Below are 25,362 nucleotides of genomic sequence, written 5' to 3' on the forward strand. Positions count from 1 at the left end.
CGGTGCTCCGCGAAACCACGACCGCGCTCCCCCAGCGCCGCCGGGCCCCGCTCGGCCTCGGCCTGATCCTCGGGCTGGTGGCGCTGGGGCTGGCCGTGGTGGCCAGCATGGCGGTGGGGGCCAAGGGGCTCCCGCCGTCGGCTGTCGTCGACGCCCTGCTGCACCACGACCCCGCGAACCCGGACCACGTGATCGTGTGGGAGGTCCGGATCCCGCGCACGCTGATCGGGCTGCTCGCGGGCGCCGCGCTCGGCCTGGCCGGGGCGATCATCCAGGGTGTCACGCGCAACCCGCTCGCCGATCCCGGCATCCTCGGCGTCAACGCGGGCGCGTCGCTGTGCATCGTCGCCGCCATCAGCCTGGCCGGTATCCAGTCGATGACCGGTTACGTCTGGTTCGCGTTCCTCGGCGCGGGGCTCGCGGCGGTCCTGGTCTACGGGATCGGCTCGCTGGGCCGGGACCGCGCGACCCCGTTGAAGATCGCGCTCACCGGCGCCGCGTGCGAGGCCGCGTTCCGGTCGCTGACCACCGGCATCCTGGTCACCGACAACGCCACCTACGAGCAGTTCCGGTTCTGGCAGGTCGGCGCGCTGGCCGGCCGCGATTCGTCGGTCGTCACGCAGGCCCTGCCGTTCCTGGTCGTGGGTTTCGTGCTGGCGCTGGCCTCCGCGCGCGCCCTCAACGGGCTGGCCATGGGCGACGACGTGGCCCGCGGGCTCGGGGTGCACGTGAACGCTGGCCGGGCGTTGTGCGCGCTGGCCGTGGTGGTCCTGTGCGGCACCGCGACCGCGATGGCAGGCCCGATCGCCTTCGTCGGCCTGATGGTGCCGCACGCCGCGCGGCTGATCACCGGCCCGGACCACCGGTGGCTGCTGCCGTACTCGATGGTGCTGGCGCCACTGGTCCTGCTGGCCGCCGACATCGTCGGCCGGGTGCTCGCGCAGCCCGGCGAGCTGCAGGTCGGCATCGTGACGGCGGCGATCGGCGCGCCGGTGTTCATCGCGCTGGTACGGCGGAAGCGGGTGCGTGGATGACCAGCGTCGTCGAGGTCCACCGCCGCACGGCGCGGCGCACCGCGGCCGTCACCGCAGTGCTGGCCGTGGCGGTGCTCGCGGTCTTCCTGCTCGCACTGTCCATCGGGGACTTTCCGATCGCCCTGCCCGACGTGGTGCGCACGCTCTTCGGCGGCGGCACCGTGCGGGACGACTACATCGTGTTGCGGCTGCGCCTGCCGCGCGCGCTCGCCGGCCTGCTGGTCGGGTTCGCGTTCGGCCTGTCCGGCGCTCTGTTCCAGCGGCTGCTGCGCAACCCGCTCGCCAGCCCGGACGTCATCGGCGTGACCGCGGGCTCGTCGCTGGCCGCGGTGCTGTGCCTGATCACCCTCGGCGTGTCCGGGCTGGTCGTGCCCGCGGCCGCGCTCACCGGCGGTCTCGCCACGTCGGTCCTGATCTACGCGCTGGCCTGGCGGCGCGGGGTCACCGGGCACCGGCTCGTGCTGGTCGGCATCGGGGTCGCCGCGCTGGCCGCGAGCGCCATGTCCTACCTGCTGACCCGCGCGGACGTGCGGATCGCCGCGCAGGCCCTGGTGTGGATCACCGGCAGTTTCAACCGCGTCGCCTGGGGCGAGGTCCGGATGGCCGCGGTGTTCCTGGTCGTGCTCGTGCCGGCCGCGTTGCTGCTCGGCCGCACGCTGACGGTGCTGGAGCTCGGCGACGACGCCGCCAAGGGGCTGGGCCTGCGGGTGGACCGGGTGCGGCTCGCGCTGCTGGCGCTCGCGGCCGCGCTGTGCGGGGTGGCGACGTCGGTCGGCGGGCCGATCGCGTTCGTGGCGTTCCTGTCCGGGCCGATCGCGACCCGCGTCCTGCGCACCGGCCGTCCCGGGCTGGTCCCGTCCGCGCTGGTCGGCGCGCTGGTCACGCTCCTCGCGGACTTCGCCGCGCAGCACCTGCTCAGCGGCGCCCACCAGCTGCCGGTGGGGGTCGTCACCGGGGCCGTCGGCGCGCCCTACCTGCTGTACCTGCTGGCCACCGCGAACCGAGGAGCACGTTCATGACCGCCTGGCGCCCCGAGGACGCCGAAGTCGTCACCAGCGAGGCCGAACTGCGCGAGGTGATCAGCCCGCCCGCGCCGGTGATCGCCGCCAAGGGCCTGGCCGGGATCGACGAGCTGAGCCGGAAGTTCATCGACGCCGCCACGCTGTACTTCGTCGCGACGACCGCGCCCGACGGCAGCCTCGACCTGTCCCCGCGCGGCGACCCGGCAGGCAGCGTCCTCGTCTTCGACGACAACCGCGCGCTGGCCTTCGCCGACCGCCCCGGCAACCGGCGGCTGGACACCATGCGGAACCTGCTGCGGCACCCGCGGGTGGGGATGCTGTTCGTGGTGCCCGGCAAGGAAGACGTGCTGCGGGTCAACGGCCGCGCCACGATCGTGCGCTCGGCCCCGTTCTTCGGCGAGCTCGCCGAGGGCGGGGTGAAACCGGCGCTGGCCGTGGTGGTCGAGGTCGAGGAGCTGTTCGTGCACTGCGCCAACGCCTTTCGCCGCTCGGGCGTGTGGGACCCGGCGACCTGGCCGGACCAGGCGGACCTGCCCACCGGCGGTCAGCTGCTGAAGAACCAGCTGGAGACGGCGAAGCTCAAGGGCTGGTGAGCGGCGCGGCGTACCAGCGCCATTCGCCGAGGCGAGCCCGTCCCGGCAGCTCGCCCCGGCCGGTCGCCCACAGCAGCGTCGGCCACGGCTCGTCCGGGGCGACGTGCGGGAAGAGCCGTCGCAGCACGGGCTCGCACAGCTCCCCCGGCGGCTCCCAGGCCAGGCCGAGCCCGGCCGCCAGGTCGTGGGTGTGCACCAGGGTCTCCACGATCCCCATCGCGGCGAACCCGGCCGGGTCGGCCTCGCCCCAGACGTGCCAGGCCCGCACGTGCGCCGGGGTGGTGCGCACCATCGCGGTCAGCAGCGCCGCGCTCGCCTCCACGACGCGCAGCAGGCCGGCCGGGCCCGCGGAGCGGTCCGCGTGCACGGCGTTCGACGGGCCGCCCGGCCGCAGCCGCTGCCACAAGTAGGGCACCTCCCCGTGCCGGGGCGGGGTGCGCGGCCCGAGCCGGACCGCATAGCCGAAGAAGTCGTCGGAGAGGTGCTCGGCGGTTTCCCAGCAGCTCCAGTCGAGATCGCCCGCGGGAACGTCCCAGTCGGCGTCGAGTGCGGTGCGCAGCGTGCCCAGCGCGAGCTGAACGGCGTCGTCGAGGTGGTCGGTGCTCACGTCAGCCATGATCCCCCGCGAGCGGCATCTGCCAGGTGAAATGCCGTTCCCCGTCACCGGTGTCGAGCGTCAGCGACCCGCCGAGCTGCTCCGCGCGCCGGGCCAGCGCGGTCAGGCCCAGTTCGGCGATGCCGGCGGGCAGGTCGAGCCCACGGACCGTCACCTCGCCGACCACGCGGTCCGGCCGGACGCCCACCGACACCGTCACCTGCGCCGTCCGGTCCCGCACCTCGCCGATCAGCACCTCCGACAGGACGGCGATCAGGTGCTGTTCGGCCAGTTCGCCGAGCACGCCGTTGAGGCGGGGATCGATCCGGGAGGTGGTGGCGAACCCCTGCGACTCGGCGGCGTGGTCGATGAGGTCCTGCAGCCGCTCGCGGAAGGTCCGGCCGTCCGGGCGCACTCCCCCGGTGCGGAACACCGCGGTATGCAGGTCCTGCACCACGCCGTCCAGCGCGACGACCACGCCGCGCACACGCCGCGCCTGCTCCGCCCGGATGATCAGCTCGGCCGCGGAGCTCAGCTCCAGCCCGAGCTGGAACAACCGGCTCACCACCGACCGGTGCAGGTCGCGGGCGATCCGGTCGCGGTCCTCCAGCAGCAGCAGGCGGGCGGTGTCGCGCCGCCGGTCGCCCAGTTCCAGCGCCAGCTCGGCCTGCGTGGCGAACGGCTCCAGCGGCAGGATGGCCGGGCTGCCCAGCCCGCTCCGGCCCGGCGGGCTCGTGACGACCAGGACGCCGCGGACCTCCTCCTCGTGGCGCAGCGGCACGGCCACCGCGACGCCGTCGCCGGTCACCCGCACCCCGGGCCTGCCGGTCCGGCGGACCTCCGCGGCCAGCGCGGCCGGGTCCACGGCGGCATCCCCGGCCTCCGCGGCGACGACGAACCCGTCGCCTTCGCGCAGGAGCACGCACCCGCTCGTGGCGCCGGCGATCTCCTTGGCCCGGAACGCGATCAACCGCAGCACCACGTCCGCCGGCGCGTCGGCGAGCATCGCCGTGGTGATGTCCGTGGCGGTGGCCAGGCGCTGGTTGGTGCGCTCCAGTTCCTTGCTGCGGGCGTAGACCTCCGCCTGCCCGGCCTGCATCTCGGCCGCGTCCTGCCGCGGCAGGCCCAGTTCGCGGAGGACCTCGGTGACCTCCTCGACGCGGTGCAGGATCATCCGGACGCTGCCGTCGTCGTCCAGGACCGGCACGTTGACCGGGCTCCAGAACCGGTGCTCGACCTCGTTCCGGCCGCCGGGCACGGCCACGTCGAACTTGAGCAGCGCCATCACGTTCCGCTCGGCGGTGGCCAGCACGCGGTCCAGCGAGACGCGCAGCGCGCGGGCGGCCTCCGGGTCGTCCGGGAACGCCTCGAACACGTCGTGTCCGACGAGTTCGGCACGCTGGCGCCCGGAAACCTTCTCGTACGCGTCGTTGACCGCGACGATCACGAAGTCCCTGGACAGCAACGCACTCGGCGTCGCACCCGCGCGGAACACCGCCTCGAAATCGACACGGTCCGACATCTCCACATTCCAGCTCACGCGACGCCGGGCGGGTAGGTAGCGGCGCAATCTAGGTGGCTCTGCTACCTTGTCGGCGTGGATCAGGAGCGGCGGGCCCAGTGGTTGCGCGGCGTGCTGGACCCGTGCGTGCTGGCGCTGGTCGAGCGGCGCGAGTCCTATGGGTACGAGCTGGCGCAGGCGCTGGACGCGGCCGGGCTCGGCCCGATCCAGGGCGGCACCCTGTATCCGGTGCTGCTGCGGTTGCAGCGGACCGGGCTGCTCACCGCGAGCTGGCGGGAGGGTTCGGCCGGACCGGCGCGCAAGTACTACCGGATCACCGCCGCCGGCGCCGAGAAGCTGCGCCTGACCAGGGCGGACTGGCGCGAGTTCACCGCCGGCGTCGCCGCGGTGCTGGGGGAAGGAGCGACGCGATGAACGTCGACAGCTGGCTGACGGCGCTGGCCGGGGAGCTGCACCGGCACGGTGTCAGCCCGGAGGTGGGCCGCAACGTGGTCGCCGAGGCGGCCACGCACCTGCGCGACAGCGGCGAGCACCCGCTGCGGGTGTTCGGCCCGCCCGCGGCCTACGCGGCGGCGGTCGTGGACAGCGTCGGCCGCGTGCCGCGCCGGGGCGGGCGGGTGCTGCTGGAAGCCGTGGGGATCACGAAGAAGTACGGCAAGCGGGTCGTCTTGTCCGATGTGGACCTGACGGTGCGGTCCGGGCAGATCGCGGCGGTGGTGGGCGCCAACGGCTGCGGCAAGAGCACGTTCCTGCGGATCTGCGCGGGCATGACCGGCGCGGACGGCGGCGAGGTGCGGGTGCACGGGTCGCTGGGCTACTGCCCGCAGGCCGGTGGCACGGCGGACTTCCTGACGCCGGACGAGCACTTCGTGCTGATCGGCGCGGGCCGCGGCCTGACGCGGGAGGAGGCACGCTCGTCCGGCCGGTCGCGGGCGGCGGTGCTGGACTGGCCCGCCGAGCCGGCGCAGGCGCGGCACCTGTCCGGCGGGACGCGGCAGAAGCTGAACCTGGTCCTGGCCGGGCTGGGCGATCCGGACGTGCTGCTGCTGGACGAGCCGTACCAGGGGTTCGACCGCGGGACCTACCTCGACTTCTGGGAGCAGGCGTGGCGGTGGCGCGACGCCGGGAAGGCCGTCGTCGTGGTCACGCACCTGCTCAACCAGGCCGACCGCGTCGACCTGGTGCTCGACCTGACCGGGAGGGACCGATGACCAGGTTCGCCACCGTGGCCGAAATGGCGCTGCGCGAGATGCTGCGGCGCCGGTCGGTGCTCGTCATCCTGGCGGCGCTGCCGCTGGCGTTCTACCTCAGCAGGCGGGGTGACCACCTGGGCCAGTCCGTGCGGTTCGTGTGCCTCGGCCTGGGGTGGGCGCTGAGCACGGCGGCGTTGTTCGCGGGGAGCGCGGCGCGGGAGATCGAGCCGCGCCTGCGGTTGTCCGGGTACCGCAGCCACCACCTGTACGTCGGACGGCTGGCGGCGCTGTGGGCGGTGGGGGTCGCGCTGGCGGTGCCGTATTTCCTGTTGATCCTGGTGGACCAGGACGGCGTGCGGCACGGGCCGGTGGCGCTGATGATGGCGATCATGGTGGCCGTCTCGGCGCCCTTCGGGCTCGCCCTGAGCGCCATCCTGCCCCGCGAACTCGAGGGGACGCTGGTGCTGCTGGTGGTGGTCGGGCTGCAGATGATGACCGACCCGGGCAGCGCCCTGGCGCGGGCGCTGCCGTTCTGGTTCAGCCGGGAGATCGGCACGTACGCGATCGACGGCGTGGACAGCGGATACCTGGTGCGCGGGGTGCTGCACGGGACAGTGTGCGCGGTTGTCCTGCTGGCCGGGGTGGCGGTGGCGGCGTCCCTCCGGCTGCGGCAGCGGTCGCACCTGAAGTTCGTCACGCCCCGGTGACGGCCTGAGCCCGGGCGCGGCCCATCCCGGGTGACGCCGGGGCCGCCCGGGGTGGGCGCGGTACGCCCTGCGACCAGCCCACCGCCCGCTCATCCCCCGCAAAGCCGGGGGGGTACACCACCCGCCCCGCCCCAGCGCCCACTCCCCCTCGCCGCCGGCCCGCCCGCGAAAGAGGACTGTCCACCCAGCCGGCCGGCCCCTCGGCGGCATGCCCACCGCCTGCCCATCCGGCGTACGCCCCGAGCCGCCCGGACCGCTCCCGCGCGCCGGCGCGGCCGTCCGGGCCGCCCACTCATCCCGCCCGAGGCAGAGGCCACCCGGGGAACCCGGGTCGCCGCCCGGCCCAGTCCGCCCCTCGCCACCGGTCCCGCCGCGAAAGCGGTCTGAACCAGCTCGCCCGTCGGCCCCTCGAAAGTTGTGGTCCGAACGGAGTCACTTCTTCCTGTTTGCGACCTTCCAGTGGCCAGTTCGCGACAGACATCTTCCTACCGTGCGCAGAAGTGGTTAGTTTCCCAGAGCATCAGTAGCCCGCTGCTGGGAGGGCAGAGATCAATGTCGATCCGACCCCGAATCACGCTGCCGGCCGGTCTCCGGGCGGACGTGAAGTGACCGCGACGCTCGACCAACCCCTCAGAGTCCTGACCGGCGAGGAGCTGGCCGTCCTCGCCCTGCTCGCCGACGGCCTGCCGATCGACGCGGTCGCGCGGCGGCTCAACCTGTCCAAACGCACGGTGCAGCGCCGGATCCGGCGGATCTGCGACCGGCTGGACGTGCACGCCCCGATCCAGGCCGTGGTCTGGGCCGCGCGGCACAAGCTCATCTGAACCCGAGCGGGGAAACCCCGCGCAGTCCGAGCGAGGGATGGTATGCGCTACCGACGTGTCCACGAACCGAACCGGTCCAGACGCCGGTTCCACCGGGTGCTGGCCCAGTTGTGCGGGCTGGTCCTGCTCACCGCCGTGCCCGTGCTGCCCGCACTCGCGGCGCCGGCACCCGCACCGCAGCAACAACAACAGGCCCCCGACCCCATCCGGGTCCTGGTCTTCCACGGCCCGTCCGACCGCCAGGCCGACCCCGTGAACACCGCAGCCGCGGCCGTCCAGGAACTCGGCCGCACCGGCGGGTTCCAGGCCGACGTGGCCGCCGATCCCGCCGTCTTCACCCCGGCCAACCTGGCCCGCTACCGCGGGATCGTGTTCCTGTCCGCCAACTCCGTCACGCTCAGCGCCGCGCAGGAGGACGCGCTCAAGGCGTTCGTCGCCGCGGGCAACGGGTTCGTCGGCGTCCACGACGCCGCCCGCGCGCAGTCCACATCGGACTGGTTCACCGGCCTGATCGGCACCCGGCCCGCCACCAGCCCCGATTCGGTGCAGCAGGCCGTGGTCGACGTGACCGACCGGCAGCACCCCGCCAACGCCGGCCTGCCGCTGAACTGGACCCGCTCCGACCAGTGGCTGAACTGGAGCCCGAACCCGGTCGGCCAGGTGCACACGATCGCGCAGGTCGAGGAGTGGAAGTACCAGCCGGGCCAGGGCGGCAACGGCGCGTTCCACCCGGTTTCCTGGTGCCGCGACTACTCCGGCGGCCGCTCCTTCTACACCGGCATGGGCCGCACCGTCGAGAGCTGGACCACCGACCAGCTCTTCCGCGGCCACCTGCTCGGCGCGATCCGCTGGACCACCGGCATGGTGCGCGGCGACTGCAAGGCCACGATCGCCTCGAACTACACCGTCGAGCGGCTCACCAAGCCGAACCAGTCCGGCCAGCTCGACCAGATCGGCGAACCGCACGGCCTGACCATCGCCCCCGACGGCAAGGTGTTCTACATCGGCAAGGCCGCCTGCCCCTCCGGTCCGATCGTGGACTGGAACGATCCGAACGTCGGCCTCGGCTGCGGCACCATCCACCAGTGGGACCCGAAGACCAAGCAGGTCAAGCTGCTCACCACGCTGCCCGTGATGGGCAACCGCGGCAGCGGTGACGAGCTGGTCAAGAACGAGGAAGGCCTGATCGGCATGACGCTCGACCCGGACTTCGCGCGCAACGGCTGGTTCTACGTCTACTGGATGCCGCACGAGTCCATCGACCGGGAGAAGCGGATCGGCCAGCGCACGGTGTCCCGCTTCACCTACGACGCCGCGCGGCAGACCATCGACCAGGCCACCCGCAAGGACCTGCTGCAGTGGCCGGCCCAGATCCACAGCTGCTGCCACGCGGGTGGCGGCATGGCCTTCGACGACGCGGGCAACCTCTACATCGGTGTCGGCGACAACAACTCCTCCGGCGGCTCCGACGGCTACTCCGGCAACAACTGGACCGCCGAGTACCAGGGCACGTCGTTCCAGGACGCGCGCCGCACCTCGGGCAACACCAACGACCTCAACGGCAAGATCCTGCGCATCCACCCGGAGCCGGACGGCACCTACACGATCCCGCAGGGCAACCTGTTCACCGGCGCCGAGGAGGGCGGCGGCAAGACCCGGCCGGAGATCTACGTGATGGGCGTGCGCAACATCGCCCGCCTGGCGATCGACCGGCAGCACGACTGGCTCACCGCGGGCTGGGTCGGCCCGGACGCCGGCGCGCCGAACCCCGAACTGGGCCCGGCCAAGTACGAGACGGCGACCGTCATCACCTCGGCGGGCAACCAGGGCTGGCCGTACTGCATGGGCAACCGGCAGCCCTACCGTGACCGCAGCAACACCGACGCGAGTGTGCTCACCGGCTGGTACGACTGCGACAACCTGAAGAACACCTCGCCGCGCAACACCGGCCTGGTGGACATCCCGCCCGCGCGGGACAACGCGATCTGGTACTCGCCGCAGGGCGGCGGGCCGGTCTACCCGGCGCGCGCGGACGGCAGCGGCATTCCGTCCTATGTGGAGTCCGAGGCGACCTACACCGAGCCCTACCTCAAGGGCGGCGGGCAGGCCGTGATGTCCGGCCCGACCTACCACCGCGCCGAGGTGAACACCGCCAGCGGCGTCGCGTGGCCGGCGTACTGGGAGGACAAGTGGTTCATCGGTGACGAGTCCAACGGCAACAACCGGATCGCGGTGACGCTGGACCCGGCGCGCGTGCCTGCGCAGGGTGCGCCCGCGTTCGCCGAGGACCTGCGGCAGATCATCAAGGGCGGCGGTGGCGACACCGGCCTGCAGAGCTGGATGGACGCCAAGTTCGGCCCGGACGGCGCGCTGTACCTGCTGGACTACGCGGGCGGCTTCTTCAGCCTCGACCCGAACCAGAAGCTGCTGCGCATCACCTATCACGGCGGCGCGGCGACCCCGGCCCCGGAGTCGGCGACCGTCGGGACCACCACCCAGGCCGGCCCGATGACGATGGCGTTCAACAGCGCCAAGGCCGGTGGCGTCGCGTGGCGCTGGGACTTCGGGGACGGCACCACGTCCACCGAGGCCAACCCCCAGCACACCTATCTGCGCGGCGGCACCTACTACGCGACCCTGGAGGTCACCTACGCCGACGGGACGAAGGCCACCGCGAACCTGCCGGTGACCGTCAGCTGCCCGGCGCCGGACGCCCGGCAGAAGGTGTGGTTCCTGGACAGCGAAACCGCGGTGCCCAACCGCAACATCGGCCTCGGCTGCACGATCAACGACCTGGTCGACGACGAGCGGCCGTGGGCGAGCCACGACGCGTTCACCACGTACGCCACCGATGTGGTCACGAAGCTGCGTGGCTTCGGGCTGCTGTCCGACAAGGAGGCCAACCAGCTGATCCGGGCCGCCTCGGCGTCGCAGGTGGGCCGGTCCACCGCCTACGAGTGGCTTTTCGACGGCACCTCGATGAACGGCTGGACCCAGGCGCCGGACGGCCGGTTCGATCTGCAACCGGACGGCACCCTGCACAGCGCCGGTGGCATGGGCATGCTGTGGTACTCCGGCAAGGCGTTCGGCGACTTCTCGGTGCGGCTGCAGTTCCGCGACGTGGCGCCCGCCGGCGACCGGGCCAACAGCGGCGTGTTCACCCGGTTCCCCGACGTGCGGACACCGCTGGAGCAACGCCCGCCGGGCAGCTGCGGCACGGTCGGCTCGGCGCGGACGTCGCAGGCGTGGGTCGCGATCTACTGTGGACAGGAGATCCAGATCAACGACAACACCGCCGGTGACGCGCAGAAGACCGGTTCCGTCTACAACTTCTCCCAGGTGGGACTGGACCGGGCGATGCCGACGCCGAAGGGCGTGTGGAACGACTACGAGGTGCGGGTGACCGGCCAGCACTACACGATCATCCGCAACGGCGTGGTGATCAACGAGTTCGACAACACGCCGGGCAAGCAGTCCTCGCGCGCCGGTGACCCGCCGACCGATCTGCGGCAGTTCTTCAGCGGGTTCATCGGGCTGCAGAACCACAGCGACCGCGACGTGATCGAGTTCCGCAACATCCGGGTGCGGCAGCTCTAGCAATCCCGATCCCCCGGTGGCGCCGCCGCGGCGGCGCCACCGGCTCCACCCTGCGAGGAATCCCATGAGAATTCTGCGTGGCGCGCTGGTGGCCGCGACGGCGGGACTGTGCCTGCTCACCGGCACGACCACCGCCGCGATCGCCGAGCCCGTGCCGATCACCGCGGCGGCGGAACAGGTGCTGACCTGGACCGCCGACGACAGCATGACCGAGTACGCCTCGGCGCCTGCCACAGCGGTCGCGGGCACGGCGACCATCGTGTTCGAGAACAGCACCGAGACCGGCAACACCACCGGCATGACCCACACGCTGACCTTCGACACCTCGACGCCGGGCTACAACCACGACGTCGACCTCAACATCACCGCCAGCCCGCTGGACGCCGAGCACGGGCTGCACCAGGCGCAGGTGACCCTCACGCCGGGCAAGTACCGCTACTACTGTGCGATGCCCGGGCACACGATGAGCGGCGAGCTGATCGTCACCGAGAGCGGCGAGCAGGACACCACGCCGCCGGAGGTGACCGCGACCGTCGACGGCACCACCGACCCCGACGGCAACTACGTCGGCACCGCCACCCTCACCCTCACCGCGACCGACGACAGCTCCGGCGTCGGCAGCGTGGAGTACACGCTCGACGACGACACCTACCGCCCCTACAGCGGCCCGGTCACCATCACCGCGCCCGGCGCGCACACCGTGCACTACCGCGCCACCGACAAGGCGGGCAACGCCAGCGACCCCAAGACGCTGGTGATCAACGTCGTGCAGCCGAACGAGGACGCCACCGCGCCGACGGTGAACGCCAGCGTCGCGGGCGAGCGCAACGACGCCGGGAACTACGCGGGCAGCGCCACCGTGACGCTCACCGCGACCGACAGCGAGTCCGGCGTCGCGAAGATCGAGTACACAATGGACGGCGGGGCCTACGCGACGTACAGCCAGCCGGTCGTGCTGGGAACGGGCACGCACACGCTGACCTACCGCGCCACCGACAAGGCAGGCAACACCAGCGAGCCGAAAACCCTGACGGTGCAGGTGGATCCGCTCGGTGACGTCGTCGCGCCGTTCGTGACCGCCGATCTGGACGGGGAGCTGAACACCGAGGGCTCCTACGCCGGCAAGGTCACGCTCGTCCTGGCGGCCACCGACACCGAGTCCGGGATCGCCTCGATCGAGTACGACCTGGACGGCGCCGGGTTCGTCCGCTACGGCCAGCCGGTGACCATCACCGCGGTCGGCACGCACATGCTGCACTACCGCGCGACCGACCGGGCCGGCAACACCAGCGCCGTGCAAATGCTGTCGTTCACCATCGCCGAAGCGGGCGACCTGACCCCGCCGGTGGTCACCGTGCAGCTGGCCGGGCCGCAGAACTGGTCGTGGGACTACGTCGGCCCGGTGACGGTCACGCTGGCCGCGACGGACGAGGCCTCCGGCGTCGCGCGCATCCAGTACTCGCTGGACGGCAACGTGTTCACCCGCTACCACAAGCCGTTCGTCGTCGACCACGTCGGCACCCACACGATCCGCTACCGCGCGACCGACGAGGCGGGCAACACCAGCGAGACCGGCAGCGTCACGTTCACCGTCGTGTCGTCGAGCGGCCCCTCGAAGCAGGAGCGGCAGCCGAACCCGGCGTTCGAACGCATGGTGTGACTCCTCTCCACGAAAGGACCTTTCCATGGCCAAGATGACGCGGCGTGCCGTGCTCGGCACCGCGGCGGCCGGGCTGGCCGCGTCGGTGCCCGGCGTCGCGGCGGCCGCCCCGCTGCGGGCGGCGGGCACGACCCGGCGGATCACGATGTACGCCGAGAAGATCTCCGACGAGTTGTACGGCTACGGCCTCGCGCCCGGCGGGGCGACGGTGCCCGGGCCGGTGCTGGAGATGTGGGAGGGCGACACCCTCGAAATCGACCTGGTCAACACGACCGACCGGGTGTTGTCGCTGCACCCGCACGGCGTCGACTACGACGTGAACTCCGACGGCACCCTGATGAACGGCTCCGCGGTGATGCCCGGCCAGACGCGGCGCTACACCTGGCGCAGCCACGTGGGTTACCGGCGGGCGGACGGGTCGTGGGCCGAGGGCACGGCGGGCTACTGGCACTACCACGACCACGCGATGGGCACCGAGCACGGCACCGAGGGTGTGCTCAAGGGCCTGTACGGGGCGCTGGTGGTGCGGCGGCAGGGCGATCTGCTGCCGAAGCGGCAGTTCACCGTGGTGTTCAACGACATGACGATCAACAACCGGGCGCACCACGACGCGCCGACGTTCGAGGCGAACCTCGGCGAGCGGGTGGAGTGGATCGCGATCGGGCACGGCAGCAACTTCCACACCTTCCACCTGCACGGGCACCGCTGGCTGGACAACCGCACCGGGATGCGAACCAGCGAGTACGACCCCAGCCCGCTGATCGACATCAAGGACCTCAACCCCGGGGTGTCGTTCGGGTTCCAGGTGATCGCCGGTGAAGGGGTCGGGCCCGGCATGTGGATGTACCACTGCCACGTCCAGAACCACTCGGACATGGGGATGGCCGGGATGTTCCTGGTCCGCAACGCCGACGGCACCATGCCGGCCGGTGTCCACGAGCACTGATTTTCTGGGAAGGAGAGCGGCATGTGTGGTGGTGTTCCGGTCGTCTTCGACCGGCGCAAGTTCCTGGCGGGTGTGGCGGCGACGGCGGCCGGGGTGGCGGCGGTGGCGGCGGCGCCGGTGGCGGCCGCGTCGCCGGGGCGGCGGATCCCGAACAGCCGGATCGGGTTGCAGATGTACTCGGTGCGGGACGCGTTCATGTCCCAGCCGGAGGCGGTGCTGCGGGCGCTGGCGCGCGCCGGGTACCGGAACCTGGAGTTCGCCGGTTTCCCCGGTGGCACGGACCCGGCGCACGCGCGGGAGGTCCGGCCGCTGCTGGACAAGTACGGCCTGCGGGCGGTGTCCAGCCACCACGGGTACGCGGAGTTCCTGGACGACGCGCGGCTCGGTGAGCTGATCGAGATGGCGCGGATCCTGGGGCAACGCTACATCGTGTGCCCCGGCGGGGTGCCGGACACGGCGGAGGGTTTCGCCGAGGCCGGGCCCGCGTTCAACCGGGCCGGGGAGCGGATCCGCCGGGCGGGGATGAAACTGGGGTACCACAACCACACCAGCGAGTTCACCGGGCACGGCCCCGACGGGCGGACCTTCTACCAGATCCTGCTGGACGGCTCCGATCCCGAGTTGCTGTACCTGGAGCTGGACATGGGGTGGTCGTCCGCGGCGGGGCTGAGCGCGCAGGAGAACGTCGAGCTGATCCGCGCCAACCGGGGGCGGATGCTGCTGGCGCACGTGAAGGACCTGGACTCCACCGGCAACCTGGCGGACCTGGGCACCGGGGTCGTGGACTACCGCACGATCCTCAGCGGAGCGACCCGGCTGGGCATGCGCGAGTTCATCATCGAGAACGACGACCAGAGCAACCCGCTGACCGATTCCAGGGCCGACCGGATGCACGACTACCTGGCCGCGCTGCGCCTCCGGTAGGGCCAGTTGCGGTTGCGGTGGCTGCGGCTGGGGGTGGCTGCAGTTGCGGTAGCTGCGGTGGCCGCAGCTGTGGCTGCGGCTGCGTGGCCGCGGTTGGGGTTCCGGCTCCGGTGGGGTTTGGCAGGCCCGCCGGAGCCGGGCCGCGCGGTGCGCGGGCCGGCGCGGTCAAATCATCTCCCGCCGCACCGCCCACACCACCGCCTCGATGGGCGTCGCCACGCCGAGGCGGTCGCAGACGGCCCTGATGCGGCGCCGCACGGTCCGGCCGGACAGGCCAACCCGCCCGGCCACCTCCTCCGGCGACAGCCCCTCCGCCAGCAGCCCCAGCAGCACCAGGTCACCGCGGGGCAGGTCGGTCACCTCTGCCACCCCGCGATCGTCATCGCCCGGACCGTGCCGGGTCAATGACAGAACAGGACAAGACGTCACACCGCCGCGGCCGGATCGAGCCGGTCCCACCCGCCGGTCGGCAGCGGCCGCACGTCCCGCACCCACGAAGCCCGCACGTACGGCAGGCACACCTGAACCGGCTCGCGCGCCGCCGGCCCCAGCTCCCAGGCGCACTCCCGCCCCTCCAGCGACGCGGCGAGGAAGTCGTTCCACCGCCCGTAGTCCGACTCCACGACCAGCCCCGCCGGCGCGTCGAACTCGACCGTCGCGAACCCGCGGCTCAGCTCGTGCTCGGCGTCGAACAGCAGCATCGCGTCGATCAGCCGCAGCTCCCCGTGCCACGCCCACACCGGCGGCCGCCCACCCGTGCCGACCCCGGCTCGCTCCATCGCCGCCACCATCGCCCGGTACGGCGCCACCAGCCCGGCCGGCACGCGGTCCCAGTCGCCGACGAGGTCGCCGGTCACCCGGGTCAGCGGCTGAAAGGTACGCAACAACACGATCACCGAGGCTAACGACGGCCGCCCCGCGCCACCTCCGGGTAATTCCCGGAACCGGTGAGCAGCTCGACCACCGCGCCGACGCCACCCCGCTCGAAGGCCGCCCGCTGCCGGGACGCCCCGCCACCGGCCGCCACCAGCGACGGCAAGGCTTGCTCGGCGAACTCCTTCGCCCCGCCGTCCAGGTGCGGCCGCACCTCGTCCAGCAGCCGCGCGAGCACCACCGGTCCACGGGGTCGACGCAGGTCCCGTCCAGGCCGTCCCGCGCCGCGCGCCAGAGGTCGGCCCGCGCCACCTCCTGCGGCACCCGCGGCGCGTCCACCCTGTCCCCGATCCGGGCGAACGCCGCGGCGGCGAGGCCCTGCGCGAGCACCGCCGCCTCCCGTTCCGTCGCCGCCACGTCGCACACGCGGATCTCGACCGTCGGGTGGCGCGGCGACAGGCGCCTGTCCCAGTACAGTTCCCGGGGTCCATGATCGCCCCCGACCGCGCCATCTCCTCGTACCGCCCGGCCGATTCGGCATACGGCGGCGGGTCACCGCTGGGCCGGCGGGACATCGCCAGGTACCGCCAGCTCGCGTACCCGGTGTCGGCCCCCTCGGCGAACGGCGAGTTGGCACTGACCGCCGGCAGCCACGGCCGCACGTGGTTGATCACCTCCACGCCGGTGTCCGAGTCCGGGACGCCGAGGTGGATGTGGCACCCGCACACGTGGGCGGTGCTCATCAACCCGCGGAAGTGGTCCGCGATCCGCTCGTCCACCACGTCCGGGAACGCGGCGGTCAAGCACGCGGCGGCGTCCTCGCCGTCGCGCAGGCCGACGATCCGGCGGTAGTGGGCGTGCTCCGCCTCCGCCCAGATCAGCGGTTCGACCTCGGCCGCGAAGTCCAGTTTGGTGCTGCCGTGCTCGGGGCGGTGCACCTGGGCACACGCCAGGAAGGGCAGGTCGCTGCGGGAACCGGCGACGATCAGCAGCTCGTCGCCGCCCGGCCGGTACCGGAGCTGCCCGTCATCGCGGGTGAAGCGGCCGCCGCGCCCGAGGGGCAGCGACCGGGCGTCAGCCGACGACCTCGGTCCGGACCACCGGCGCCTCCTCGCCCGCCGTCCCGCGGATCTTGCGCGACCGCAGGATGACCGTGGTGCAGACCGTGGAGATGATGCTCATCGACAGCATGTACCAGCCCAGCGAGGCCGTGCCCCACGCCGCGACCAGGCTCGCGGCGACCATCGGGGCGATGGCGCTGCCCGCGATCATCCCGATCGTGTACCCGATGGACAGCCCCGAATAGCGCACCTTCGCCGGGAACACCTCGGCGTAGAACACCCCGGCGACGCCCTGCCCGGCGGCGTGCGGCACGCAGAACAGCACGTACCCGGCGAAGACGATCCACGGGTCGCCGCTGTCCAGCAGCCAGATCCATGGGAAGGCGAGCACCGCCTTGCCGATCATGCCGAACATCATCACCTTCGGCCGCCCGACCCGGTCCGAGATCATGCCGGACGCCAGCACGAACAGGCAGTCCAGCACCATCGACACCATCACGATGAGCAGGATCGTGCCCCGGCTCAGGCCGAGTTCCTTGGTGGCGTAGGACAACCCGAACACCGACATCATGTAGAACGCGACGCCGCCGCTGAGAGTCGTGCCCGCCACGAGCAGCGCCCGCGCCGGGTACCGCCGCAGGATGGTCAGCGCCGGCGCCCGCTCGACGCGGCCGGAGCGCTTGATCTCGGCGAACGTCGGGCTCTCGTCGATCGTGCGGCGCAGCACGTATCCCACGACCACGAGGATCGCGCTGAGCAGGAACGGGATCCGCCAGCCCCAGGACAGGAAGTCCTCCTGCGGCAGCGCGTTGAGCGGCAGGAACACCAGCGTGGCGACGACCAGGCCGAGCGGGCCGCCGATCTGCACGAAGCTGCCGTAGAAGCCGCGCTTCTCGGGCCGGCTGTGCTCCATCGTCAGCAGCACCGCGCCACCCAGCTCGCCGCCCATCGCGAAGCCCTGCACGATCCGCAACACGATCAGCAGGACCGGGGCCAGCACCCCGAGCGTCGAATAGCCGGGCAACAGTCCGATGAGGAGGGTCGCACCGCCCATCAGGATCAGCGTCAGCACCAGCATCGGGCGGCGACCGACCTTGTCGCCGAGGTGGCCGATGATCACCCCGCCGACGGGCCGGATCAGGAACGCCACGGCGAAGGTCGACAGCGACACGAGCGTGCCGGCCAGGCCGGACAGGTTGGGGAAGAACACCTTGTTGAACACCAGGGCGGCGGCGGTGGCGTAGATGAAGAAGTCGTAGTACTCGATCGTCGTGCCGATCACGCTGGCCGCGGCCGCGCGCTTGGGCTGCAGTGCAGTCATCAGGCTCTCCTCGTCAGGGGGTCAGCGGGCTCGTCACGGGCGCCTGTTCGCGGCCGGTCACCGTGTGGGAGCGCACGATCACCACGGTGGACACCAGCGAGATCGCGGCCATCGCGAGCATGTACCAGCCCAGCGCGGCGGACCCGAACGCGCTCACCAGGCTTTCGGCCACCACCGGGGCGATCGCGCTTCCCGCGATCATGCCGATCGTGTAGCCGATGGACAGTCCGGAATACCGCACCGCGGGCGGGAACGCCTCCGCGTAGAACACGCCCGCCACGCCCTGCACCGCGCCGTGCGGCACGCACAGCAGCACGTACCCGGCGAAGATCACCCACGGGTTCCCGGTGTCCAGCATCCAGATCCAGGGGAACGACAGCACCGCGAGACCGATCATCCCCGCGATCATCACCTTCGGGCGGCCCAGCCGATCCGACAGCGTGCCCGCGGCGAACACGAACAGGCAGTCCAGCACCATCGACGCCATCACGACGAGCAGGATCGTTCCGCGCGGCAGGCCGAGGTCCTTGGTGGCGTAGGACAGGCCGAACACGGCCATCATGTAGAACGCGATGCCGCCGATCAGGGTGGTGCCCGCGATCAGCAGTGTCCGGAGTGGATACTGCCGGACGATGGTCAGCGCGGGCGCCCGGTCCACCCGGCCGGCACGCTTGATCTCGGTGAACGTGGGGCTCTCGTCGATCCGCCGCCGCAGGAAGTAGCCGACGGCGATGAGGGCCACGCTGAGCAGGAACGGGATCCGCCAGCCCCAGTTCAGGAAGTCCTGCTGCGGCATGGCGCCCAGCGGCAGGTAGACCAGTGTCGCCAGCACGAGCGCGAGCGGGCCGCCGATCTGCACGAAACTGCCGTAGAACCCGCGTTTGCCCGGCTGGCTGTGCTCCATCGTCAGCAGCACCGCGCCGCCGAGTTCGCCGCCCATCGCGAACCCCTGCAGCACCCGCAGGAGGATCAGCAGGACCGGCGCGGCGACGCCGATGGTCGAGTACCCGGGCAATAGTCCGATGAGGAGGGTCGCGCCGCCCATCATGGTCAGCGTGAGCACCAGCATCGGCCGTCGCCCGACCTTGTCGCCGAGATGCCCGATGATCACGCCGCCGAGCGGGCGGACCAGGAAGGCCACCGCGAAGGTCGACAGCGACACCAGTGTCCCGGCCAGGCCGGTCAGCGTCGGGAAGAACACCTTGTTGAACACCAGCGCGGCGGCGGTGGCGTAGATGAAGAAGTCGTAGTACTCGATGGTGGTGCCGATGACGCTCGCCGCGGCGGCGCGTCGGGGCTGCAGAGTGGACATGATCGCGCTCTCTTCGTTGAGAGGGACATGGGGGATTTTTCAGGAGGCGAGGTAGGCCCCACGGTGGAAGAGCAACGGCTCACCGGGTGCGGCGGCCAGCGCGCGGACCTCGCCGACGACGATGGTGTGGTCGCCGCCGTCGTACTCGGCCCAGATCTCGCAGTCGATCCAGGCGAGCACGCCGTCGAGGACGGGCGAGCCCAGCTCGCTCGGCGACCAGCGGACGCCGGCGAACTTGTCGGTGCCGGACCGCGCGAACGCGTCCGACAGATGCCGCTGGTCGGCGGCGAGGATGTTGACGCAGAACGAGCCGATTTCGCGGATCCTCGGCCAGGTGCGCGACCCGCGGCCGGGCGCGAACGTGACCAGTGGCGGGTCGAGGGACAGGGAGGCGAACGACTGGCAGGTGAAGCCGACCGGCTCGGGACCGGCGGCGGTGACCACCACGACCCCGGAGCAGAAGGAGCCGAGCACGTCCCGCATCAGGCGACCGGGCACGGTCATGGTGTTCTCCTTCCGGGTCAGAGCACGGCGACCGCGTTGCCGGGCGATCCGAGGCCGCCGACCAGGGCCAGCGGCACGGAGACGAACAGGAAGTCCGGCCGGGAGCTCTCGTGGAGCCGGGCGGCCAGGGTGTCGAAGTCGAACAGCTCGCCGAGCGGGATGCCGAGCATCCCCAGCAGCCGCCGGTGCAGGCTGCCGACCGCCGCGTCGCCGGGGGTCACCTCGACGGCCGGGTTGTCGGCGCTGATCGCGGCGACGTGCCAGTCCCACAGCAGTTCCGCCGTGCTCTCGTCGGCGGCCAGCCCGGCGGAGCTGAACGACGACTTCTGCGCGGAGATCGCCGCGCGGCCCTCGGCGTCCAGTCCCCGGTAGGCGGACAGCCAGCCGGTGCGCACGCACAGGATGTCGCCGGGCCGGATCTCCGCGCCCTGCGCCTCCGCGACCGCACGCAGGTCGTCGGCGGTGATCGACCGCTCGGCCAGCGCGTCCAGGTCGCCGAAGTGCCGGGCGACGTCGAGCAGCACACCGCGCCCGATGATCCCGGAGCTCGCCCAGTGGTGGATGCTCAACCGGGGGTTGCCCGGCGCGGGATCGTCCTGGACGCCGCCGTAGAAACCGTGCTGGCGGACCCGGTGGTGGCGGAACCCGTCCCACTGCGTGGAACCCTGCGGGAAGAACGAGTCCAGCCGGTCGTCCCACATGCTGCCGATCCGCTTGACGGTGTGCCGGAACGGCTCCCGGCGGAACAGCGGCGGATCGGGCTGGTCCAGCGGGAGGCTGAGGCCGACCCGCTCACCGGTGCGCACCAGGGCGGTGGCCGCGCGCACCGCGTCGGCGTCGATCAGGTTGAGGGTGCCGAGTTCGTCGTCCTGGCCGAACACGCCCCAGGAGTGGTTGCCGTAGTCGTCCAGGCGCGGCAGCTCGGCGTACTTGGGGAGCATCACAGCTCCGTGTCGCCGGCGAGCAGGCGCCCGGCGATCGTGCGGCGCTGGATCTCCGACGTGCCGTCCGGGATCCGCAGCGTGCGCGCGTGCCGCCAGACCTCCTCCAGCCGCATCTCGTTGGTCAGGCCCATCGCGCCGTGCACCTGCATCGCGGCGTCGGACACCCGGCCGAGCATCTCGGTGCACAGGGCCTTGGCGATGGAGGTCTCCTTGATCGCCCGCTGCTTGCTCTCCACCAGCGCGGCGGTCCGCCCGACCACCGACTTGGCCGCGTAGATGTCCATCGCCATTTCGGCGAGCTTGATCTGGATGGCCTGGTGGTCGCCGATCACGCTGTCGAACGTCTCACGCTGCCGGGCGTAGTCCAGTGCCCGCTCCAGCGACCAGCGGGCCAGCCCCACGCACATCGCGGACATCGACAGCCGCCCCTTGCTGATCCCGAGCAGCGCCAGGGAAAGTCCCTTGTGGAGGGTGCCGATCACGTGGTCGTCGGGCACCCGCAGGTTGTCCACGGTCACGATGCCGATGTGCGAGCCGACGTGCCCGAGGATGGGGATGGTGCTGCTGCACTCGAAACCCTCGCTGGCGGTGTCGACGAAGAACGCGGTGATGCCGCCGCGCCGCTCGCGGTTGGCCTCGGGATCGGTGACCGCGAACAGGATGCAGTAGTCGGCGTAGGGCGCGTTGGTGATCCACTGCTTGGAACCGTTGATCACCCACTCGTCGCCGTCGCGCACCGCGCGGGTGCGGATCCGCTGGACGTCGGAGCCCGCGCCGGGTTCGGACAGTCCGAAGCAGAGGGTCTTCTCCCCCGACGCGATCCCGGCGACGTACCGCTCGCGGACGTCGGGCTTGAGTTCGGAGAGGATCGGGCTCAAGCCGTTGGTGAACACCGACGGGATCACGTTCTCGTGGACGAGCGGCCGGTGCGGTCCGCAGACGCGGTTCAGCTCCTCCTGGATGTGGACGAGCGCGACCTCGCCGAGCCCGCCCCCGCCGAGCGCCTCGTCGCCGAACATCGTGTAGAACCCGGCCTCGGCGGAGGCCATCCGCACCTGCTTCTTCAGCGCCCTGATCTCGGGCTTGAGCAGGCCGTTGTCGTCGTAGCGGTGCCGTTCCTCCGCCAGCAGGTCCGCGTGCTTCCGCTCGAGGGGCTCGACGTACCGCTCGATGAAGCCGAGCACCCCCTTCGCGGTCTCCCTGGCTTCGTCCGGGACGGTGAAATCCATGCGCTTCAGGTCTTCCTCTTCTTGGGCGCGCGCTTGAGGTCGTTGGCGTTGGCCTTCTCCAGGTCCAGCGCCAGCGAGCGCGCCCAGATGCTGGTCAGGGTGGCGACGACCTGCTCGATGTCCAGGTCGTCGCGTTCGCCGAGGATGAGGTTGATGTACGCGAAGTTGTTGATCATCGCGACGATGGCCTCGGCGGTCAGTTCGGCTGAGATGTCCGGGTCGGCGGCGCCCTGCTGCTGCAGGCGCTCGATGCCGTGCTGGATGCGTTCGCGGAACTTGCGGCGGATCTCCATGCGGTTCTCGCGCATGTGCTCGTCGAAGGTCACGACCTGCTCGACGATGCGGCTCAGGCGCTTGGACCGCTGGATCTCCTCGAAGTACTGCCGCAGGGTGTAGGCGAACCGGTCGACGACGGTCCCTTCGAAGTCCTCCGGCACGGCGGTCAGCAGGTAGCGGTCGGCGACGACCGAGTCGACCAGCGTGTAGAAGATCTCTTCCTTGTCCGGGAAGTAGATGTAGAAGGTGCCGTGCGCCAGCCCGGCCTCGTCGCAGATGTCGGAGACGCGCGTGTCCAGGAAGCCCTTGTTCTCGAACACCGTGCGCGCCGCGGCGAGCAGCCGTTCCCGGGTCTTCTGGCCGCGCGCCGTGCGTGGCTGCGCGTCCGCGCGCTCGCGCGACGCCTTCGACCCGGTCCGCTTGTTGCCCGTCGTGCCGCCGCTCGTCATCTTCACCCCAAGTGGTCCGCCGTCAGTTCGCGCCATTGTCGCGATTCACAGCTGCGGGCGCACCTTCTCCGCGAACATCGTCATGGAACGGAGAACCTGCTCCTGCGGCTGGCTGCCGGCGTCGAACCAGGCCACCAGGCCACCGAGGCCGGTGTGGCTGTGGAAGGAGGCCAGCTCCTCCGCGACCTGGTCCGGGCTGCCCAGGATCAGGGTCTTGCGGTCGATGTACTCGTCGTAGGTGAGCTCGTCGATGCCGAGGCCGACCTTGGCGCGGTTGCTCAGGATGTTGACGTACCACATGTAGCCGTGCTCGTACTCGCGACGCGCCTGCTCGTGGCTGTCGGCCACGTGGATGGCCTTGAGCTGGGACGCGCGGGCGATGTTCTCGTCGATCGCGTCGAACGAGTGCCCGGCCGCGCGGGCCTCCTCGCGGTAAACCCCGACCAGCCTGCGCACGTCGTCGCGGGTCGGGCGCTGCCCGAGCACGAACGAGAACCCGCGGCGGGCGGCCGAGCGCAGCGACTCCTCGCTGGACGAGACCATCACGAACACCGGCGGCGTCGGCTTCTGCGCGACCTCGGGGAACAGCTCGATCTCGTCGGCCACCTCCCCCTCGGCGGGGACCCGGTAGTGCTTGCCCGCGAACTTGACCTTGCCGGTCCGCCACGCCTGCATGACGATCTCGAAGACCTCTTCGTAGCGCTCGTCCCGCTCGGCCTCCGGGATGCCGTAGGCCTGGAACTCGAGCCGGTCGTAGGCCTTGCCGATGCCGAAGTTGAGCCGTCCGCCGGAGAGCTGGTCGACGTAGGCGTAGTCCTCGGCCAGGCGCAGCGGGTGGTGCATCGGCAGCCGGGAAACCCCGGAGCCGAGCCGGATCCGGCTGGTCGCGGCCGCGGCGGCGGCGAGCAGCAGCTGCGCGGAGGCGACGATGCCGTAGCGGCGTCCGTTGTGCTCGGCGACCCAGGCCTCTTCGAAGCCCAGCTTGTCCGCGTGGACGATCTGCTCGATCGCCTTGTTCACGACCTCGTTGTGGGTGTTCCACGGCGGAACGTTGGACAGGCTGAAGATCCCGTAGTGCGGTGTGGCGACGTTGCTCATGGCACTCCAATACGACCCGGTGAACGAGACACTGCGCTGAACGAAAACCCTTGCAGCGCCGGGTGAAGACTCACTTGACTAAACATGACACGCGCGTCATTGTCAACGGGCAGACACCGCCGTCGCCCGAGGGAGAACCACTTCGATGGCCACCGTCCAGACCGTGACCGGCGCGCTCGACACCGGCGACCTCGGACGCGTGCTCATGCACGAGCACGTGTTCGTCATCAACCACGAGTACGCGGTCAACTACCCCGAGACCTGGGACGACGAACAGCGCATCGCCGACGCGGTCGCCAAGCTCGTCGCGTTGAAGGAAGCCGGGATCGACACCATCGTCGACCTCACCGTGCTGGGCCTGGGCCGGGACATCCGGCGCGTGCGCGCGGTGGCCGAACGGTCACCGGTGCGGATCATCGCCGCCACCGGGTTCTACACGTTCGCCGAACTGCCCAACTACCTCAAGTTCCGCGGCCCGGGACGGCTGATCGGCGGTGACGAGCCGATGACCGGCATGTTCGTCCGCGACATCACCGAGGGCATCGCGGGCACCGGCATCCGCGCCGGGATCCTCAAGTGCGCCACCGACGTTCCCGGTGTGACGCCCGATGTCGAGCGGGTGCTGCGCTCGGTCGCCCGTGCGCACCTGGAGACCGGGGTGCCGATCTCCACGCACACCGACGTGTCCACGCAGCGCGGCCTCGACCAGCAGAAGATCTTCGCCGAGGAGGGTGTCGACCTGGGCGCGGTGATCGTCGGGCACAGCGGCGACTCCGACGACCTGGACTACCTGCAACGGTTGCTGGACAACGGTTCCTACCTCGGGATGGACCGGTTCGGCCTGGACACCAAGCTGGCCTTCGACAAGCGCGTCGCGACCGTCGCCGCCCTGGCCGAGCGCGGGTACGCCTCCCGCATGGTGCTCTCGCACGACGCGTCCTGCCACAGCCACAACTTCCCGGACGACTTCCGCACCAAGCACCTGCCGGACTGGCGGTTCACCCACATCACCGAGGACGTGGTGCCCGCGCTGCTGGGGGCCGGGGTGTCGCAACGCGACATCGACGTGATGCTGATCGACAACCCGCGGGAGATATTCTCGTGACCGTCCTGCAGGAGTCCACAACGGACACCGCGATCGGCGCGCTGCGCGCGGGGCGGCCGGTCGTGCTGCTCGACGACCTGGGGCCGCACCCGGAACGCGAGCTCGTGTTCGCCGCGCGGTCCGCGACCACCGCGCTGGTGGCGGGCGTGGTCCGGTGCACGTCGGGCTTCCTGGTCGTCACGCTGCCGGAACCGGAAGCCGACCGGCTGCGGCTCGCCGCCCAGTCCCCCGCCGACCGCGGCGCGCCGGCCTACGGCGTGTCCGTGGACGCCGAGGGCGTCGGCACCGGCATTTCCGCCGCCGACCGCGCCCGCACCATCTCGCTGCTGGGCACGCCCGGCACCGCGCCGGACGTCTTCACCCGGCCCGGGCACGTGATCACCTACCGCGCGCACCCCGACGGCGTGCTCGGCCGCGCCACGGGCCGGGAAGCGGCCTTCGACCTGGTCCGGCTCGCCGGTGCCGGGTTCGCCGTCGCCGGCGCCGCCCTCACCTCCGACGAGCCGCTGCCCGGGTTGCCGGTGGTCACCGCGTCCGGCGTGCTCGCCCACCGCCTCTCCCACTGACAACTCG

General features: G+C 71.5%; 25 protein-coding genes and 1 pseudogene. 13 read left to right on the plus strand and 13 right to left on the minus strand.

Features of this window, described 5'->3' with window-relative positions; translation table 11 throughout:
* Positions 1–2 precede the first annotated feature (2 nt).
* From AMYTH_RS0118130 to AMYTH_RS0118140, 3 genes are read left to right on the plus strand one after another with little or no spacing between them, the layout of a single operon-like run.
* Positions 3–1,034: a FecCD family ABC transporter permease gene (locus AMYTH_RS0118130; RefSeq protein WP_027931526.1), complete on the plus strand. Its 1,032-nt coding sequence runs from the start codon at positions 3–5 to the stop codon at positions 1,032–1,034.
* Complete coding sequence (locus AMYTH_RS0118135) at positions 1,031–2,053, plus strand: FecCD family ABC transporter permease (protein ID WP_017981285.1); 1,023 nt, start codon at positions 1,031–1,033, stop codon at positions 2,051–2,053. The genes AMYTH_RS0118130 and AMYTH_RS0118135 overlap by 4 nt, the downstream gene beginning before the upstream one ends.
* Positions 2,050–2,649 carry an MSMEG_1061 family FMN-dependent PPOX-type flavoprotein gene (locus AMYTH_RS0118140; RefSeq protein ID WP_017981284.1) on the plus strand — a complete coding sequence of 200 codons (600 nt, stop codon included), beginning with the start codon at positions 2,050–2,052 and terminating at the stop codon, positions 2,647–2,649. The genes AMYTH_RS0118135 and AMYTH_RS0118140 overlap by 4 nt, the downstream gene beginning before the upstream one ends.
* On the opposite strand, the gene AMYTH_RS0118145 is transcribed toward AMYTH_RS0118140, so the two are convergent.
* Positions 2,636–3,265, minus strand: a complete 630-nt coding sequence (locus AMYTH_RS0118145) for a hypothetical protein (protein ID WP_027931527.1) — start codon at positions 3,263–3,265, stop codon at positions 2,636–2,638. The genes AMYTH_RS0118140 and AMYTH_RS0118145 overlap by 14 nt on opposite strands.
* Positions 3,258–4,766, minus strand: a complete 1,509-nt coding sequence (locus AMYTH_RS0118150) for a PAS domain-containing protein (RefSeq protein WP_027931528.1) — start codon at positions 4,764–4,766, stop codon at positions 3,258–3,260. Before AMYTH_RS0118150 ends, AMYTH_RS0118145 begins: the two co-directional genes overlap by 8 nt.
* Before the next feature lie 75 nt (positions 4,767–4,841).
* Here AMYTH_RS0118150 and AMYTH_RS0118155 point away from each other — a divergent pair, with 75 nt between their 5' ends.
* From AMYTH_RS0118155 to AMYTH_RS0118190, 8 genes are all read left to right on the plus strand, one after another.
* Complete coding sequence (locus AMYTH_RS0118155; protein WP_027931529.1) at positions 4,842–5,180, plus strand: PadR family transcriptional regulator; 339 nt, start codon at positions 4,842–4,844, stop codon at positions 5,178–5,180.
* On the plus strand, positions 5,177–5,977 hold the full coding sequence (locus AMYTH_RS0118160) for an ATP-binding cassette domain-containing protein (protein ID WP_027931530.1): 801 nt from the start codon (positions 5,177–5,179) through the stop codon (positions 5,975–5,977). Before AMYTH_RS0118155 ends, AMYTH_RS0118160 begins: the two co-directional genes overlap by 4 nt.
* Positions 5,974–6,666, plus strand: a complete 693-nt coding sequence (locus AMYTH_RS0118165) for a hypothetical protein (RefSeq protein ID WP_027931531.1) — start codon at positions 5,974–5,976, stop codon at positions 6,664–6,666. Before AMYTH_RS0118160 ends, AMYTH_RS0118165 begins: the two co-directional genes overlap by 4 nt.
* A gap of 605 nt (positions 6,667–7,271) precedes the next feature.
* Positions 7,272–7,490, plus strand: coding sequence for a response regulator transcription factor (locus tag AMYTH_RS0118170; protein WP_017981277.1), 219 nt, complete (start codon positions 7,272–7,274; stop codon positions 7,488–7,490).
* 42 nt (positions 7,491–7,532) lie between these two features.
* Positions 7,533–11,087 (plus strand): ThuA domain-containing protein, encoded by a 3,555-nt coding sequence (locus AMYTH_RS0118175; protein WP_027931532.1) that lies wholly within the window; start codon positions 7,533–7,535, stop codon positions 11,085–11,087.
* Positions 11,088–11,151: 64 nt separating this feature from the next.
* The gene (locus AMYTH_RS0118180; protein ID WP_228684857.1) at positions 11,152–12,747 is read left to right on the plus strand and encodes an OmpL47-type beta-barrel domain-containing protein; all 1,596 of its coding nucleotides are present in this window, start codon (positions 11,152–11,154) and stop codon (positions 12,745–12,747) included.
* Between the two features lie 25 nt (positions 12,748–12,772).
* Entirely contained in the window at positions 12,773–13,693 is a 921-nt protein-coding gene (locus AMYTH_RS0118185) for a multicopper oxidase domain-containing protein (RefSeq protein ID WP_027931534.1), read from the plus strand.
* Between the two features lie 21 nt (positions 13,694–13,714).
* Positions 13,715–14,617 (plus strand): sugar phosphate isomerase/epimerase family protein, encoded by a 903-nt coding sequence (locus tag AMYTH_RS0118190; protein WP_027931535.1) that lies wholly within the window; start codon positions 13,715–13,717, stop codon positions 14,615–14,617.
* 165 nt (positions 14,618–14,782) lie between these two features.
* Here the strand turns inward: AMYTH_RS0118190 and AMYTH_RS0118195 are convergent, their stop codons facing one another.
* The 11 genes and pseudogenes from AMYTH_RS0118195 to AMYTH_RS0118245 form a co-directional block, all read right to left on the minus strand.
* Positions 14,783–14,986 (minus strand): helix-turn-helix domain-containing protein, encoded by a 204-nt coding sequence (locus AMYTH_RS0118195; RefSeq protein ID WP_027931536.1) that lies wholly within the window; start codon positions 14,984–14,986, stop codon positions 14,783–14,785.
* 56 nt (positions 14,987–15,042) lie between these two features.
* Positions 15,043–15,507 carry a hypothetical protein gene (locus tag AMYTH_RS50355; RefSeq protein WP_148085689.1) on the minus strand — a complete coding sequence of 155 codons (465 nt, stop codon included), beginning with the start codon at positions 15,505–15,507 and terminating at the stop codon, positions 15,043–15,045.
* Positions 15,508–15,518: 11 nt separating this feature from the next.
* Entirely contained in the window at positions 15,519–15,728 is a 210-nt protein-coding gene (locus AMYTH_RS50360) for a hypothetical protein (protein WP_228684859.1), read from the minus strand.
* 325 nt (positions 15,729–16,053) lie between these two features.
* Positions 16,054–16,233: pseudogene (locus AMYTH_RS51220) on the minus strand (glutamate-cysteine ligase family protein); the annotation flags it as partial.
* Between the two features lie 331 nt (positions 16,234–16,564).
* Entirely contained in the window at positions 16,565–17,872 is a 1,308-nt protein-coding gene (locus AMYTH_RS45235) for an MFS transporter (protein WP_051362739.1), read from the minus strand.
* Between the two features lie 13 nt (positions 17,873–17,885).
* The gene (locus AMYTH_RS0118220; protein WP_027931540.1) at positions 17,886–19,184 is read right to left on the minus strand and encodes an MFS transporter; all 1,299 of its coding nucleotides are present in this window, start codon (positions 19,182–19,184) and stop codon (positions 17,886–17,888) included.
* A gap of 39 nt (positions 19,185–19,223) precedes the next feature.
* Entirely contained in the window at positions 19,224–19,688 is a 465-nt protein-coding gene (locus AMYTH_RS0118225; protein WP_027931541.1) for a flavin reductase family protein, read from the minus strand.
* A 17-nt stretch (positions 19,689–19,705) separates the two neighbouring features.
* Entirely contained in the window at positions 19,706–20,629 is a 924-nt protein-coding gene (locus AMYTH_RS0118230) for a cyclase family protein (protein WP_037322595.1), read from the minus strand.
* Positions 20,629–21,861, minus strand: a complete 1,233-nt coding sequence (locus tag AMYTH_RS0118235; protein WP_027931543.1) for an acyl-CoA dehydrogenase family protein — start codon at positions 21,859–21,861, stop codon at positions 20,629–20,631. Before AMYTH_RS0118235 ends, AMYTH_RS0118230 begins: the two co-directional genes overlap by 1 nt.
* Before the next feature lie 5 nt (positions 21,862–21,866).
* Positions 21,867–22,586: a TetR/AcrR family transcriptional regulator gene (locus AMYTH_RS45240; protein ID WP_123687086.1), complete on the minus strand. Its 720-nt coding sequence runs from the start codon at positions 22,584–22,586 to the stop codon at positions 21,867–21,869.
* A gap of 45 nt (positions 22,587–22,631) precedes the next feature.
* The gene (locus AMYTH_RS0118245; protein ID WP_027931544.1) at positions 22,632–23,684 is read right to left on the minus strand and encodes an LLM class flavin-dependent oxidoreductase; all 1,053 of its coding nucleotides are present in this window, start codon (positions 23,682–23,684) and stop codon (positions 22,632–22,634) included.
* Between the two features lie 145 nt (positions 23,685–23,829).
* Here AMYTH_RS0118245 and AMYTH_RS0118250 point away from each other — a divergent pair, with 145 nt between their 5' ends.
* The gene (locus AMYTH_RS0118250) at positions 23,830–24,789 is read left to right on the plus strand and encodes a phosphotriesterase family protein (RefSeq protein WP_027931545.1); all 960 of its coding nucleotides are present in this window, start codon (positions 23,830–23,832) and stop codon (positions 24,787–24,789) included.
* Positions 24,786–25,355, plus strand: coding sequence for a 3,4-dihydroxy-2-butanone-4-phosphate synthase (locus tag AMYTH_RS45245; RefSeq protein ID WP_051362741.1), 570 nt, complete (start codon positions 24,786–24,788; stop codon positions 25,353–25,355). Before AMYTH_RS0118250 ends, AMYTH_RS45245 begins: the two co-directional genes overlap by 4 nt.
* Positions 25,356–25,362: the final 7 nt, after the last annotated feature.

Origin of the sequence: Amycolatopsis thermoflava N1165 (assembly GCF_000473265.1) — a bacterium.
GTDB lineage: Bacteria > Actinomycetota > Actinomycetes > Mycobacteriales > Pseudonocardiaceae > Amycolatopsis_E > Amycolatopsis_E thermoflava.